General features: G+C 68.5%; 13 protein-coding genes and 1 pseudogene. 7 read left to right on the top strand and 7 right to left on the bottom strand.

Translation table 11 applies throughout. The features are described 5' to 3' along the window. Window positions 1-1,059: 1,059 nt before the first annotated feature. From AC5DRG_RS21120 to AC5DRG_RS21110, 3 genes are all read right to left on the bottom strand, one after another. The gene (locus AC5DRG_RS21120) at window positions 1,060-1,431 is read right to left on the bottom strand and encodes a PIN domain-containing protein (protein WP_491812125.1); all 372 of its coding nucleotides are present in this window, start codon (window positions 1,429-1,431) and stop codon (window positions 1,060-1,062) included. Continuing rightward, a complete protein-coding gene (locus tag AC5DRG_RS21115; protein WP_491812124.1) occupies window positions 1,428-1,691 on the bottom strand; it encodes a hypothetical protein in 264 nt (87 codons plus the stop codon). Before AC5DRG_RS21115 ends, AC5DRG_RS21120 begins: the two co-directional genes overlap by 4 nt. A 101-nt stretch (window positions 1,692-1,792) precedes the next feature. After that, window positions 1,793-3,289: an oligopeptide:H+ symporter gene (locus AC5DRG_RS21110; RefSeq protein ID WP_491812123.1), complete on the bottom strand. Its 1,497-nt coding sequence runs from the start codon at window positions 3,287-3,289 to the stop codon at window positions 1,793-1,795. 517 nt (window positions 3,290-3,806) lie between these two features. Between AC5DRG_RS21110 and AC5DRG_RS21105 the strand changes: the two genes are divergently transcribed. Both AC5DRG_RS21105 and AC5DRG_RS21100 read left to right on the top strand, forming a co-directional pair. After that, window positions 3,807-4,484, top strand: a complete 678-nt coding sequence (locus AC5DRG_RS21105; protein ID WP_491812122.1) for a response regulator transcription factor — start codon at window positions 3,807-3,809, stop codon at window positions 4,482-4,484. A 39-nt stretch (window positions 4,485-4,523) separates the two neighbouring features. Beyond that, a complete protein-coding gene (locus tag AC5DRG_RS21100) occupies window positions 4,524-5,795 on the top strand; it encodes an ATP-binding protein (protein WP_491812121.1) in 1,272 nt (423 codons plus the stop codon). A 141-nt stretch (window positions 5,796-5,936) separates the two neighbouring features. On the opposite strand, the gene AC5DRG_RS21095 is transcribed toward AC5DRG_RS21100, so the two are convergent. Continuing rightward, the gene (locus AC5DRG_RS21095; protein WP_491812120.1) at window positions 5,937-6,449 is read right to left on the bottom strand and encodes a GtrA family protein; all 513 of its coding nucleotides are present in this window, start codon (window positions 6,447-6,449) and stop codon (window positions 5,937-5,939) included. 194 nt (window positions 6,450-6,643) lie between these two features. Here AC5DRG_RS21095 and AC5DRG_RS21090 point away from each other — a divergent pair, with 194 nt between their 5' ends. Next, complete coding sequence (locus AC5DRG_RS21090; RefSeq protein ID WP_491812119.1) at window positions 6,644-7,783, top strand: 5-(carboxyamino)imidazole ribonucleotide synthase; 1,140 nt, start codon at window positions 6,644-6,646, stop codon at window positions 7,781-7,783. 31 nt (window positions 7,784-7,814) lie between these two features. On the opposite strand, the pseudogene AC5DRG_RS21085 reads toward AC5DRG_RS21090, so the two are convergent. Next, window positions 7,815-9,021, bottom strand: a pseudogene (locus AC5DRG_RS21085) (RNA-guided endonuclease InsQ/TnpB family protein). Between the two features lie 149 nt (window positions 9,022-9,170). On the opposite strand from AC5DRG_RS21085, the gene purE reads away from it, so the two are divergent. The 3 genes from purE (at window position 9,171) to AC5DRG_RS21070 (ending at window position 11,332) form a co-directional block, all read left to right on the top strand. Then, window positions 9,171-9,734 (top strand): 5-(carboxyamino)imidazole ribonucleotide mutase, encoded by a 564-nt coding sequence (gene purE / locus AC5DRG_RS21080; RefSeq protein WP_491812118.1) that lies wholly within the window; start codon window positions 9,171-9,173, stop codon window positions 9,732-9,734. A gap of 5 nt (window positions 9,735-9,739) precedes the next feature. Next, entirely contained in the window at window positions 9,740-10,945 is a 1,206-nt protein-coding gene (locus tag AC5DRG_RS21075) for a dipeptidase (protein WP_491812117.1), read from the top strand. 153 nt (window positions 10,946-11,098) lie between these two features. Next, on the top strand, window positions 11,099-11,332 hold the full coding sequence (locus AC5DRG_RS21070) for a DUF397 domain-containing protein (protein ID WP_491812116.1): 234 nt from the start codon (window positions 11,099-11,101) through the stop codon (window positions 11,330-11,332). 224 nt (window positions 11,333-11,556) lie between these two features. On the opposite strand, the gene AC5DRG_RS21065 is transcribed toward AC5DRG_RS21070, so the two are convergent. Together AC5DRG_RS21065 and AC5DRG_RS21060 are read right to left on the bottom strand one after the other, a co-directional pair. Next, window positions 11,557-12,018 (bottom strand): hypothetical protein, encoded by a 462-nt coding sequence (locus tag AC5DRG_RS21065; RefSeq protein ID WP_491812115.1) that lies wholly within the window; start codon window positions 12,016-12,018, stop codon window positions 11,557-11,559. A 36-nt stretch (window positions 12,019-12,054) separates the two neighbouring features. Then, window positions 12,055-12,909, bottom strand: coding sequence for a helix-turn-helix domain-containing protein (locus AC5DRG_RS21060; protein ID WP_491812114.1), 855 nt, complete (start codon window positions 12,907-12,909; stop codon window positions 12,055-12,057). 438 nt (window positions 12,910-13,347) lie between these two features. Between AC5DRG_RS21060 and AC5DRG_RS21055 the strand changes: the two genes are divergently transcribed. Further along, entirely contained in the window at window positions 13,348-14,475 is a 1,128-nt protein-coding gene (locus AC5DRG_RS21055; protein WP_491812113.1) for a dipeptidase, read from the top strand. The last annotated feature ends 7 nt before the right edge of the window (window positions 14,476-14,482 follow it).

Raw genomic sequence — 14,482 nt, 5'->3', positions numbered from 1 at the left:
GTGTCCGCTGGGCGGGCTTGGCGGCTTGCCGCCGGGTGGGCGGGGCGCGCGGCGGCGGGGTGGTGGAGTGCGGGACCGGGCTCGGCGGCGTGCGGTGGGTGCTTGGGGACGGGGCGGTGGCCGGGAGGGCATGGGATTGCCACGCCCGGGGTGCGGTGGTGGGCCGTGTCGCGGTGATTGGCCCCTTTGGACCAGGCGGTGAGAGGAAAACCCCAGGTCAGCACTTCTGGGTGTGGTCCAAAGGGGCCAATCACTTCCTCTCGCTTCCTCCCGCGTGACGGGTGAGGCCGCTGTGACTGACGGGGCGTGGCCTCGCCTCTCCACCGTCCACCCGCGCCACGCCCCGACCGCCCAGCTCGCCCCGTGCTCCTCCGTTGCAAGCTGCCTAGCCTGCCTGGCGTGGCGCCACCAGGCGGCCACGCATCCCCTCGCATCGCAGGCCGCTGGACTCGCCCGGCGTGCCGCCACTCGGCTGCCGCGCACCCTCACCGGCGGATCGCCGCTAAGCCAGCCCGGCGTGCAGGCGAGGCGCGACCGCGCCCGCCAACCCCGGCCCCCCATACAGCCGACGGCATTCGCCGGCCAACCTGGGACCCCCGCTTTCCGGGCCGCTCGCTCGCTTCTCACCCGTGCTGGAGCGAGCCGTGTCAAGGGGCGGCCGAAGGCGACGCGTAGCGCCCTTTACTCGGCTCGTGGAAGCACGACACTGACAAGGAAGCGAGTGGCCTCAGCGGCGACGTCTCGAAGAAGCCAGGAGTGAACGTCCCCGCCCACTGGCACCCCCTCAACTGTCAGCCCGTACCCGCGCAAAGATCACGACGAGCAGTACAGCCACGGCTGTAGTCGAAGGCTGCCCGAGCCGCGTTCCGCCGATCCGCGAGTTGCCGGCAGGTCTCGCAGCCGTCCATGGGCAGGGGCGCGCGGCTCATGTCGTATGGCGGCGAGTACGACGGTCCGGTCGGGGCGTGCGCACCCGTCGGCTTCTCCCGTGCTTCCCGCAACTCCCGCTAACAGTCACCGACTTCACCGCGACGGTCCGTCTCCCCCGCCGCCTGAGCTTCAGGGTTTGCCGATGTCGACCGCCCACACCCCCGTGCCGTCGTAGGCCTCGGGCGTGGCGGTAAGTACCTGACCTTCGGCCGCTCCCGTGGCTGCCGCATGGACTGCGTGCCCGTAGGCCCACTCCAGGCCTGCGGCCACCGCTTGCTCGACCGAGGCGGCACCCGCGAAATCCAGCGGCAGGAACTCCAGGCCGGGCAGCGCACCGACGTGGGCTGCCGCGCCGGGGAGTTGAAGACTCGCGGCTACCAGACATAACGCTGGGATGTGTGCGCGCTGCTCGGGATCGTCCACCTCGACGACGGCTAGGCCGGACAGCAATCGATGGCCACGGCACAGGGCGATGACAGCCGTGTGGTCCAGGATGATCACCGGCGTTCCCCCAGTTGCCCGGACGCGATCGCGGCACGCCACTCCTGCGCCGCCCGTACGTCGGCCTCTGTGAAGTCGTCGCACAGGTTGGCCCGGACATAGGCGACGGCTCGGGCTGTGCGCTCCGCGCGCTCCTCCTCCGTGGGCGTCGAGGCGACGACGCGCTCCACATAGGCGCGCGTGCTCAGGCCGCGTTCTTCGGCGAGGGTGCGCAGACGATCCCTTATCGATTCACTGATCTTGATCGTGGTGTCAGCCATGACGCAAGAATACAAGTGAATACCGGAGCGTGCGGGGAAAACCAAAAGGCCGCCACACCAACCGGTGCAGCGGCCCTCGGCAAAACCCTGGACGGTGTGCGTCAGCGCACGTCGCCCATAAGCTCCTTCACCTCGCCCCGGTACATCCACACCGCGACACCGGCGATGACAGCGAGCGTGGCCTCCAGGGCGACGATCCCCGTCTTGTTGAGGTCGACCCCGGCGATGGACAGCAGCCCCGTCGTAGCGTCGCCGGCCGTGACCGCGAGGAACCAGACGCCCATCATCTGGGAGGCGTACTTCGCGGGGGCCATCTTTGTCGTGACCGAGAGGCCGACCGGAGACAGGGTCAACTCGCCTACCGTCTGGACGAAGTAGATCGCCACCAGCCACATCGCGGCCGCCTTCGTGCCGTCCTCGGCGATCGAGAGCGGGGCCAGGAAGAGGAAGAAGGACGCGCCGACCAGGACCAGGCCCGACGAGAACTTGACGATCGTGCTCGGTTCCTTGCCGCGCTTGTTCAGGGCCAGCCAGAACCAGGCGAAGACCGGGGCCAGCGCCATGATCAGCACGGGGTTGACCGACTGGTACCAGGAGACCGGGAACTCCCAGCCGAACACCGTGTTGTTCGCGGAGCTGTCGGCGAAGATCGACAGGGTCGAGCCGCCCTGGTCGTAGATCATCCAGAAGACGGCCGCGGCGACGAAGAACCAGATGTACGCGGACATCGACTTCTGCTCGGCGCGGTCCAGGTCCTTGTCGCGCTTGATGCGGGTGAGGACCATGATCGGGATGATCACGCCGAGCAGGGTCAGCGGGACCAGGATCCAGTTCAGGGTGTAGTGGCCGGAGAAGCCGACGATCGCGTAGAAGACGACGGCGATGCCCGCCCAGAACGCGGCCTTGCGGAGTGTCGTGGCCTTCTCCTGAGCGGACAGCGGCGTCGGGACCACGCTTGAGCGCGGAGCGAGGTGGCGGCTGCCGATCAGGAACTGGGCGAGGCCGATCGCCATGCCGACGGCCGCGAGCGCGAAGCCCAGGTGCCAGTTGACGTTCTCACCGATGGTGCCGATGACCAGCGGCGCGGCGAACGCGCCGGCGTTGATGCCCATGTAGAAGACGGTGAAGCCACCGTCGCGGCGGGCGTCGTCCGGGCCCTCGTAGAGGTGGCCGACCATCGTGGAGATGTTGGCCTTCAGCAGACCCGAGCCGATCGCGACGAGGCCGAGGCCGGCGTAGAAGGTGCCGGACGAGGGCAGCGCCAGCGTCAGGTGGCCGAGCATGATGATCGCGCCGGAGACGGCGACGGTCTTGCGGGGACCCCAGACGCGGTCGCCGAACCAGCCGCCGGGCAGGGCGAGCAGGTACACCAGCGACACGTAGACGGAGTAGATCGCGGTCGCGGTGGCCGCACTGAGGTGCAGGCCGCCCGGGGCAACCAGGTACAGCGGGAGCAGAGCCCTCATGCCGTAGTAGGAGAATCGCTCCCACATCTCGGTCATGAAGAGAGTGGCCAGTCCGCGGGGGTGGCCGAAGAAGGTCCTTTCGGAACCGGGGGTGCCCGGAGTCACCGAGTCCTTCGTCAGGCTGGACGCCATGGTCGTTCCTTGCTGGTTCGGGACGCGCTGCAAGAGCGGTTACGCGCCCGGTGGGGGGCGGCCGGCACCGGCGGTTCGGTCCGTCCACCCCACGCCCAGGGGAGTCCGCTCCGGATCACGAAGCGGTGGACGGTGACCACCGGGATCCACGCCCCAGGTCACGTCGCTGACGTGCCGAGGCCCGGCCACAGGTCATTCCTTTCAAGGCTGGCCGTGGCCAGCCCGCACACAAAAGAGACCTTCAGCGTCAATTCCTCGCCAAAGGTCCCCGGTGTTGCTACAGGCGTTGTGGTCACCATACGACAGGACACTGACGGAAATGGAAGGACTTGAGACGCGGATCACAGGTGATCAAGGAACCGCGCACATCCTTTCGAAGGTCTTCATTATCTTCTCACCCCACACCCGCAGGTTCGTGCCAATGGAACCCCGGGGGTGAATCCCATATGTCCCTGAGTAAGAAACCCCAATGCCGATCACACCTCAGGCGCACTCCCAGGCGGACTACCATCAGCTCATGACCCGTGTACTGCTCGCCGAGGACGACGCGTCCATCTCGGAGCCGCTGGCCCGCGCACTGCGCCGGGAAGGTTACGAGGTCGAGGTGCGCGAGGACGGACCCACAGCGCTCGACACCGGACTGCAGGGCGGCGTCGATCTGGTCGTACTGGACCTCGGCCTGCCCGGCATGGACGGCCTGGAGGTGGCCCGCCGGCTGCGTGCCGAAGGCCACACCGTCCCGATCCTCGTCCTCACCGCGCGCGCCGACGAGGTGGACACCGTCGTCGGGCTCGACGCCGGCGCCGACGACTACGTCACCAAGCCCTTCCGGCTCGCCGAACTGCTCGCCCGCGTCCGGGCCCTGCTGCGGCGCGGTTCCGCCGAAGCCCAGCAGCCGCCCGCCACGCACGGCGTGCGCATCGACGTCGAGTCGCACCGCGCGTGGATGGGCGACGAGGAACTCCAGCTCACCGCCAAGGAGTTCGACCTGCTGCGCGTCCTTGTACGGGACGCGGGGCGGGTCGTCACGCGCGACCAGCTGATGCGCGAGGTCTGGGACACCACCTGGTGGTCGTCGACCAAGACCCTCGACATGCACATCTCCTGGCTGCGCAAGAAGCTCGGCGACGACGCGGCGAACCCCCGCTACATCGCGACGGTCCGGGGCGTCGGCTTCCGCTTCGAGAAGAGTTAGCCGCACAGGGCCCGCAGGGACCGCTACCGGTAACAGGACATGCGCCGTCGACTCATCCAGTCCACCCTCGCCGTCGTTCTCGTGGTGATCGCCGTCTTCGGTGTGTCCCTCGTCATCGTCGAGACGCGGACCATCAGCAGCAGCGCCCAGGAGCGGGTGGACTCCGAGGCGCTCCGGCTGGCCAGCATCGTGGACAGCCGGATCATCGGCCAGGAGGAGATCACCTCCGAGATCCTCCGCAACCAGGTCACGCAGGACCGTTACGCCCTCGTCAGCATCCCCGGCCAGCAGCCGATCCGGATCGGCACCAAGCCGACGGGCGACGTCATAGAGGGCAAGGCCACCGGCGAGGAGGGGGAGACGGTCGTCGTCCAGGAGCCGCGGTCCGCGGTCACCCGGGAGGTCGGCCGCACCCTGCTGATCATCGGCGCGGTCGCCCTGCTCGCGGTGATCGCCGCGGTCCTGCTGGCCGTACGGCAGGCCAACCGCCTCGCCTCCCCGCTCACCGACCTCGCGGAGACCGCGGAACGCCTCGGCTCGGGCGACCCGCGACCACGGCACAAGCGGTACGGCGTCCCCGAGCTGGACCGGGTCGCGGACGTCCTCGACTCCTCCGCCGAGCGCATCGCCCGCATGCTCACCGCCGAGCGCCGCCTCGCCGCCGACGCCTCCCACCAGCTCCGTACGCCTCTCACCGCCCTCTCCATGCGGCTGGAGGAGATCACCCTCACCGACGACCCGGACACGGTGAAGGAGGAGGCGACCATCGCGCTCGGCCAGGTGGAACGGCTGACGGACGTGGTGGAACGGCTCCTGACGAACTCCCGTGACCCCCGCACCGGCAACGCCGTCACCTTCGACCTCGACGAGGTCATCCAGCAGCAGCTCGCCGAGTGGCGCCCCGCCTACCGCGGTCATGGCCGCGCGATCGTCAGCTCCGGCAAGCGGCACCTCCAGGCGGTGGGTACGCCGGGCGCGGTCGCGCAGGTGCTGGCGGCGCTGATCGAGAACTCCCTCATGCACGGCGGCGGCACCGTCGCGCTGCGCACCCGTGTCACCGGAAACCAGGCCGTCGTCGAGGTCACGGACGAGGGGCCCGGCATCCCCGCCGACCTCGGCGCGCGGATCTTCGAGCGGGCGATCAGCGGCCGCAACTCGACGGGCATCGGCCTGGCGGTCGCGCGTGACCTCGCGGAGGCCGACGGGGGACGCCTGGAGATGCTGCAGACGCTGCCGCCGGTGTTCGGACTGTTCCTGTCCCGTACGCCGGTGAAGCGGCCTCCGCTGGAGGACGAGCCGACGGTCCGCTGAACCTCAGCGGAGCGACGGGCTGTCGGCTGAGCGGACCTCGGAAGTGCCGCGATGGGCCGTCGATCGTCTGCGGCACCATCGTGGCTGGTCGCGCAGTTCCCCGCGCCCCTTCAGGGCGCTGCCGAAGCGCACCCGACATGCTTAGCGCGCCGAGCGCACCGTCGGCTTCGCCTTCGCTTCCTCCAGGAACGATTCCGCGCTCGCGACGGCCTCCTTGGCCGGCAGCGTCTTGAACACCCACGTCCGGTACGACCAGAACCGGAACAGCGTGGCTATGCCGATGCCGACGACCTTGAAGATGTTGCGCTGCAGCGAGCTGTCCCAGCCGAACCCGTAGATCGCGGCGTAGAGGATGCCGGTCTCGATCACGAGACCCACCGCGCTGAACGCCAGGAACAGCGAGAGCTCCTTGGTGCGGGCGCTCTTGTCGCGGTCGCGGTACGTGAAGTAACGGAACCCGACGTAGTTGCAGGCGATGGCGACGACGGTGGCGATGACGTTGGCGCGCACGGCCGCGAGGCTCGTGGTGTGCCAGAGCAGGTTGGAGACGCCGAAGTTCACGACGGTGCCCAGGGCACCCACCGCTCCGAACTTGGCGACCTCACGCGCGAGCCGGTCGAAGCGCTGTCGAACCGTCGAGGAACCCTGTCCCATGGCTGTCCAGGCCCCCATACGTCGGTTACGTCAACTCAGCCATGCTAACCACCCCCCATGGCAAACGCCTGTGGACCGGCTCACAGGAAGGGAACAGGACGGGAAGAGGTCGGGAAGAGGTACGGAAGAGGCCGGTAAGAGCCGGTAAGAGGGACGGAAACCGGCCTCCGTGGCGCGGCCGATACCCTAGGGGCGTGACGTTCCCGGTAGTCGGCATGGTCGGCGGGGGGCAGCTCGCTCGTATGACACACGAGGCGGGCATCCCGCTCGGCATCAAGTTCAAGCTCCTCAGTGACACCCCTCAGGATTCCGCGGCACAGGTCGTGAGCGACGTCGTCATCGGCGACTATCGCGATCTGGACACGCTGCGTGACTTCGCGCGGGGCTGCGATGTGATCACCTTCGATCACGAACACGTACCCACCGAGCACCTGCGTGCCCTGGAGGCGGACGGCATCCCCGTGCGCCCCGGGCCCGACGCGCTCGTGCACGCCCAGGACAAGGGCGTGATGCGCGCGAAGCTCGACGAGATCGGCGTGCCGTGCCCACGGCACCGCATCGTGACCGATCCGCAGGACGTGGCGGCCTTCGCCGCCGAGGGGGACGGTTTCCCCGTCGTCCTCAAGACCGTCCGCGGTGGCTACGACGGCAAGGGCGTGTGGGTCGTGGACTCCGTCGAGGAGGCCGAGGCCCCCTTCAAGGCCGGTGTGCCGGTCCTGGCCGAGGAGAAGGTCGACTTCCTGCGGGAGTTGGCGGCGAACGTCGTCCGCTCGCCGCACGGCCAGGCGGTCGCGTATCCGGTCGTCGAGTCCCAGCAGGTGAACGGCGTGTGCGACACCGTGATCGCGCCGGCCCCCGACCTCGACGAGACGCTCGCGCTGCAGGCCGGGGAGATGGCCCTGCGCATCGCCAAGGAACTCGGTGTCGTCGGCCACCTCGCCGTCGAGCTGTTCCAGACCCGCGACGGCCGCATCCTCGTCAACGAACTGGCGATGCGCCCGCACAACTCGGGCCACTGGACCCAGGACGGCGCGATCACGAGCCAGTTCGCCAACCACGTACGGGCCGTCCTCGACCTGCCCCTCGGCGACCCGCGCCCGCGTGCCAAGTGGACGGTCATGGCGAACGTCCTCGGCGGCGACTACCCGGACATGTACTCGGCGTACCTGCACTGCATGGCCCGCGACCCCCAGCTGAAGATCCACATGTACGGCAAGGACGTGAAGCCCGGCCGCAAGGTCGGCCACGTCAACACCTACGGCGACAACCTGGACGATGTCCTTGAGCGTGCCCGTCACGCAGCCGGTTATCTGAGAGGCACGATCACCGATTGACCTCGGCCTCTCCCCGTTGGGGAGGGGTCTGTCATGGCTCGCGCCATGATGCTTCCTGCTTCATCGCCGACTGCCCGCCCGGAGGAACTCCGTTGGGGTCTTACACCGGCTCCACAGGCCGACACCGCCAGCCCGGCGGCCAGAATGGTCTTAGCGGCATTGTGGTCCCGGTCGTGCTGGGTGCCGCAGCCCTCGCATGTCCATCGGCGGACGTGCAGGGGCAGCCCATCGCGGATCAGGCCGCACGCGGAGCAGGTCTTGCTCGACGGGAAGAAGCGGTCGACCGCGATCAGTTCACGCCCGTACCAGGCGCATTTGTACTCCAGCAGGGAGCGCAACTCCGTCCACGCGGCATCGGATATCGCACGTGCAAGAGTGCGGTTGCCGAGCAGGCTGCGGACGGTCAGATCCTCGATCACGATCGTTTGGTTCTCACGAACGAGACGAGTGGTCAGCTTGTGGAGGAAGTCCCGGCGCCGGTCGGCGATCCTCGCGTGGACACGCGCTACCTTGACGCGCGCCTTCTCCCGGTTCTTGGAACCCTGAGCCTTACGGGAGAGTTCTCGCTGGGCCTTGCCAAGGCGGGCTCGGTCCTTCCGCTCGAATTTCGGATTGGTGATCTTCTCCCCGGTGGAGAGGGTGAGCAGACTGGTGAGCCCCGCGTCGAGCCCCACCGCTATGTCCGTGGCCGGTCCGGGGCCGACCCTGCTTTCGACGAGCAAGGAGACGAACCAACGTCCTGCCTTGTCCCTGGAGATCGTGGCCGTGGACGGTTCGACGCCCTCGGGAAGAGGGCGCGACCACACGATGGCCAACGGATCACGCATCTTCGCCAAGGTCAGCTCCCCATCACGGAAGCGGAACGCGGAGCGGGTGTACTCGGCAGAGGCTTTCGATCTCTTCTTGGACTTGAAGCGCGGATGGCGGGCCCGTTTGTCGAAAAACGCCGCGTACGCGCTCTGCAGATGCCGCAACGACTGCTGCAGCGGCACAGAGGATACCTGCGCCAGAAAACCGTGTCCTTCGGTCTTCTTCCACTCCGTGAGCATCGCCGACGTCTCCACGTAGGAGACCCTGCGGTGCTCCAGCGTCCACGCCCGGGACCGGGCATCGAGCGCCATGTTGTAGACCTTGCGCACGCAGCCGAAGGTGCGCGACAGCTCTGCTGCCTGCTCCGCAGTCGGATAGAAGCGGTACTTGAATGCCCGCTTCACGCACTTGGCCCCGTTGGTCCCCACACCTCACACGCTAGCGTTTTCGATGTAAGCCTGTCCGGCAGTCCGGGAATCTTCCTGTACGACGACTCGGACGAACCGCTCCCGTATGAGAGCCGGGCATCCACCCAAACCGCTCGGCTGAGCCCGAGAAGGTAAGCAAGGAGACTGAAATGAGCCCCGTTGTTGGCATCGTCATGGGGTCGGATTCCGACTGGCCCGTCATGGAGGCGGCCGCCCAGGCACTCGACGAGTTCGAGATCGAGTACGAGGTCGACGTCGTCTCCGCCCACCGCATGCCGCGCGAGATGATCGCGTACGGCGAGGAGGCGGCCGGGCGTGGGCTGAAGGTGATCATCGCCGGGGCGGGGGGTGCCGCGCACCTGCCCGGCATGCTCGCCTCCGTGACCCCGCTGCCCGTGATCGGCGTCCCGGTGCCGCTGAAGTACCTCGACGGCATGGACTCGTTGCTGTCGATCGTGCAGATGCCGGCCGGTGTCCCCGTCGCGACGGTCTCCGTCGCCGGGGCGCGGAACGCCGGGCTCCTCGCGGCCCGGATCCTCGCCACGCAGGACGACGAACTCCTGGGCCGGATGCGGGAGTTCCAGCAGGAGCTGAACGACCAGGCCACGGAGAAGGGCAAGCGGCTGCGGGCCAAGGTCGAGGGCGCGGGCGGCTTCGGGTTCGGGGCGGGGTCCGGGTCCGGCGCGGGTTTCGGCGCCGGTTTCGGGAAGTGACGCGCGTGACGTCCCCCTCTCTCGGGCAAGCCCGGGAACTGCTCCGGGAGTTCCCCGTCGTCGACGGTCACAACGACCTGCCCTGGGCCCTGCGCAAGCAGGTCCGTTACGACCTCGACGCCCGCGACATCGCCGTACACCAGAACGCGCACCTGCACACCGATCTGCCGCGGCTGCGTGAGGGCGGGGTAGGGGCGCAGTTCTGGTCGGTGTACGTGCCCTCGGACGAGCCGGGGCCGGTCGAGGCGACGCTCGAACAGATCGACTGCGTACGGCAGTTGCAGGCGCGGTACCCGGCGGAGCTGGCGCCCGCGGCGACCGCCGCCGAGATGGAGACGGCGCGGCGGGACGGCCGTATCGCCTCCCTCATGGGGGCGGAGGGTGGCCACTCCATCGCCAACTCCCTCGGCGCGCTGCGGGGGTTGTACGGGCTCGGCGTCCGCTACATGACCCTCACCCACAACGACAATGTCGACTGGGCGGACTCCGCGACGGACGACCCCGGGGTCGGCGGACTGTCGGCCTTCGGGCGTGAGGTGGTCCGGGAGATGAACCGCCTGGGCATGCTGGTCGACCTCTCCCACGTGGCGGCGACGACCATGCGGGCCGCGCTCGACACCTCCACCGCACCTGTAATCTTCTCGCACTCCTCTTCCCGGGCAGTCTGCGACCACCCCCGCAATATCCCGGACGACGTCCTGGAACGCCTTCCCGCCAACGGTGGCGTCGCGATGGTGACCTTCGTGCCGAAGTTCGTGCTCCAGGCCGCCGTCGAGTGGACGGCCGCCGCCGACGAGAATCTGCGCGCCCAGGGTCTGCACCACCTCGACACCAGCCCCGAGGCGATGAAGCTGCACCGGGCCTTCGAGGAGCGCAATCCGCGCCCGGTGGCGACCGTCTCGACCGTCGCCGACCACCTCGACCACATGCGCGAGGTCGCCGGCATCGACCACCTCGGCATCGGCGGCGACTACGACGGCACCGCCTTCACCCCGGACGGCCTGAACGACGTCTCCGGCTACCCGAACCTGATCGCGGAGCTCCTGGACCGGGGGTGGTCTGCCTCGGACCTCGCCAAGCTGACCTGGCGGAACGCGGTGCGGGTGCTGGGGGCGGCGGAGGACGTGGCGCGGGATCTTCAGACGACTCGGAGGCCGTCGAACGCGACTATCCGGGACATGGACAGACGAGCGTGGGCTGATCTTGGCTGATGTGTCGCGCATGCGAGGCGGGCGAGCGGGTGGGGGCTGTGGCTCTCTGTTGAACGCCCGCTGTTGCGGGTAGACCGTCTAAAACGTGTGGCGTTCTTTCGGGCTGAGCCTTGTTGAGGCAAGTGCGAGAGGCCCAGGGCGTGGCATCTCCGTGTGGGAGAGGGGGCGGCGTTGTCTGGGGGTCGCAGTGCGGTCGCGTGGCGGAAGAGCAGCCACAGCGGGGAAACCGAAGGTAATTGCTGTGAGATCGCGGTGTCCTCGGCGGAAGTCCGGGTGCGTGATTCCAAGCACCCGGACGGTTCTGTGCTCGCCTTCGGCCTTGATGCTTGGCGTTCGTCGATGGCCATGTTCTTGACCCCGGGCGGCGCCGGGCAGGACCATGGGTAACTCGGATCCAGCCGGATGGGCGATGAGCGGTCAGCGCGGTGGACAGTCGACGACCAGGGAGCCCGGTGTTGTCGGGTACTGCCTGGTGACCGGCGTGTTCGCGTCAGCCGCTGGGGCGGGGGCATCTCTGCTGGGCGGGAACCTGTGGGTGCGGTTGACGGCCTGGTTGACGGTATTGGTCGGAGTCGCCGCCGCCGCGGGCTGGTGGTGGGTACGTTCCCCGGTCACGGCTCGTCGATGGACGGTCGGTCTCTTGGTGCCTCCGGCAACGAGGGACGCACCGTCACGAAGAGTTTGACGAAGCTCCGGACGAGCATGGGGCCACCGCCGACACTGCCGAGCCAGCACACTTCAGGGGACACACCCATCCTGATGCCCGCGTAGGCCACCAGGGCGGCGGAGGCCGAGAAGAACAACAGCAGTGCCGCGACCGCCCGCAGGACACGTATGAGGTCGTCTATATGGGTACGTCGGCGCCGGATGTCGTTGTCGGTCTCTGTCTTGTTCAGCCGCAGTAAGCGGACGCAGGCCTCGCGGCTGCCGAGCGCGACCCGGACGAGGCTCGCGCTCCGCGGGGGCCGACCGGGCCCGGAGACGGTGGCGGGACGCGTGGAGTCGTCGCCTCGGGCACTCTTGACGCCTGGCCTCGGGCCGCGGCGCCTGTTCCTCCCCTTGTCCGTCCTCATGGCTTCCCCCGGGCCCGATGGCACGCTGCGCAGGTGTCAGGTGCGGTGCAACTGTGCGATGAGTTCGTCGATCAGCGTCAAGGTGTCCTCCTCGTTGAGCGCGTTGCTCCGTAGATCCTCGAAGCACTCTTGATAGCGGGCGACGGTCGCTCGGTCGTCGCGGATCGTGTCCACGGCTCCTGGTCCTGCCAGGTAGAGCACGTCCTCGTCGTCCTGGAAGCCCAGGAGGAAGAAACTGCTGTCCAGGCTGTCGTGCGCGCCCGCCGTGAAGGGAAGCACCCGCAGTGTGGCCCTGTGTTCCACGATCAGCTCCTTGAGAAACGACAGCTGACGGCGCATGACGGCAGGCCCGCCGAGTTGGCGGCGCAACGCCGCCTCGTCGATGATCATCTCCACCTGGGGTCCGTCTTCCTGAAGCACCCGCTCCTGCCGGGCCAGGCGCAGATCGATGCGTTGCTGGGGGCTGGCGGCTGAACGTCCGGCCTCGAAGATGGCGGCGATGTAGTCCGCGATCTGAAGGTGTCCGGGGATAAGGCTCGGGTGGTAACCCCGGATGCTGGTCGCCGCGCTCTCGTAACCCAGGTACTGGGCGAAGGGTGGGCTGATGACGTCGTTGTACTCGGTCCACCACGACTGACCCTTGCTGCCTCGGGCAGCTTCCTCCAGCTCAGCGATGGCGTCCTGGTCTTCGACCCCGTACTCCCGGAGTAGTGCGCGAAGATCCGTGACGGACAGGCTGACGGTGCCCGCCTCGATGCGGATGAGCTTCGACAGCGACCACTCCAGGGCCTCCGCCGCTTCTCGCTGGGTCAGTCCGCGCTTGTCGCGGGCCGCCTTGAGGGCGAGGCGTAGCTTGCGGCGGTTCAGGCTCGGGTCGACGGCCGTGGGCATGTTGCTCCTCTGCGGTATGACGGTCGGTGCCGTAAGGCACTGGCTCTCCGCATCGGCCATCGTGAAATGTCAAGTAGGTGTTACTGGAATGCCGTTGCCAACTAGCCACTGCCGCCAAGCTGAGTGCGTGCCGATACCGTCATTCGGGTGACTACCCGAACGACATGTGGCTAATCGCCGTTGGCTGGAGTAGGCCGCAAAAATTTCTGAGATCTTGCTGCCTTGTTGATGGAAATCAATATTTGGTGCATGAGCAACGAAAAATGCTCTGCCGGATGATTGTCCGTCAGAGGGGGTGGAGATGGAGGGTAGATCTCATGGGCTGAAGCGAAGTTCGCGTACCCCGAACGCTGCACCCACCAGGAAGCCCCCCGCGCTCCGTGCGACGGTGACCGTACAGCGATCACGACGCAGGTCACGCGACGTACGGAGCCCGGCATGGCAGACCTCCAGGACGAACTGCAGAGCACGGCCGAGGTGGGTGGGCTCGACGAGCTGACCGACCACTTCGCGGCGACGGTGGCGGCCGAGTCGTACACCCCCGTCTCCGACCCGGACACCGATCCCCTGGAGCGGGCGCACGCCATCCTCGCCGCGCATCCCGTCGCCGACGGCTACAGCGGACTGCCGTGGGCGCTGCGGCATCTGCCCTGGTTCGATCTGGAGCTCGGCGAGAGTTCCGTCGACACGGATGTGCCGCGGCTGCGTGAGGGGCACGTGGGTGCGCTGTTCTGGTCGTTGCATCTGCCGGAGGGGCTGGCCGGCGACCGGGCGGTGGGCGCCACCCTTGAGCAGCTGGACCTGGTCAAGACGGTCGTCCAGGCCCACCCCGAGGGGCTGCGGCTGGCCTGCACCGCCGGGCAGACCACCGACGCCCGCAACTGCGGCCGGGTGGCCGTGCTGCTCGGCCCCGCCGGAGCCGCCGCCCTCGGTGACTCGCTCGGCATTCTCCGCTCGCTGCACGCTCTCGGCCTGCGCGTGCTCACGCTCTCCGGCGCGTCCTGGGCGAGCGAGGCCGGGCTGACGCGGTTCGGCGAGGAGGTCGTCCGTGAGATGAACCGGCTCGGTGTGCTCGCCGACCTCTCCGGCGCCTCCGAGGACACGATCCGCCGCGCCTTCGCCGCCTCCAAGGCGCCCGTCCTGTTCACCCGCTCCGCCGCCCGCGCCCTGCGCCCGCACCCGATGAACCTCCCCGACGAACTGCTCACCGAGCTGGGCGCCGCGAAGGGCCTGTGCCTGGTGCCGCTCACCGCCGAGCAGACCGGCCCGTCCGTCCGGGACGTCGCCGACCACCTCGACCATGTGCGCACGGTCGCGGGCGTGGAGTGCGTGGGCCTGTCCGGCACCTACGACGCCGGCACCGCCCACCCCCAGGACCTGACCGACGCCTCCTGCTACCCGCACCTCATCGCGGAACTGCTGCGCCGCGGCTGGTCCGAACCCGACCTGGCGCTACTGACCTGGGGCAACGTCCAACGCGTCCTGCGCAGCGGCGACTTCACGGCCCAGGCCGTCCGCGGACGCCGCGAGCCGTCGACGTCGAAGATCGCGGAACTGGACGGGTAGCCGACGG

The organism is Streptomyces sp. JLBG701 (genome assembly GCF_058544905.1).
The sequence above is the reverse complement of the archived record's forward strand: the minus strand, read 5'-3'. Positions and strand labels throughout refer to the sequence as shown.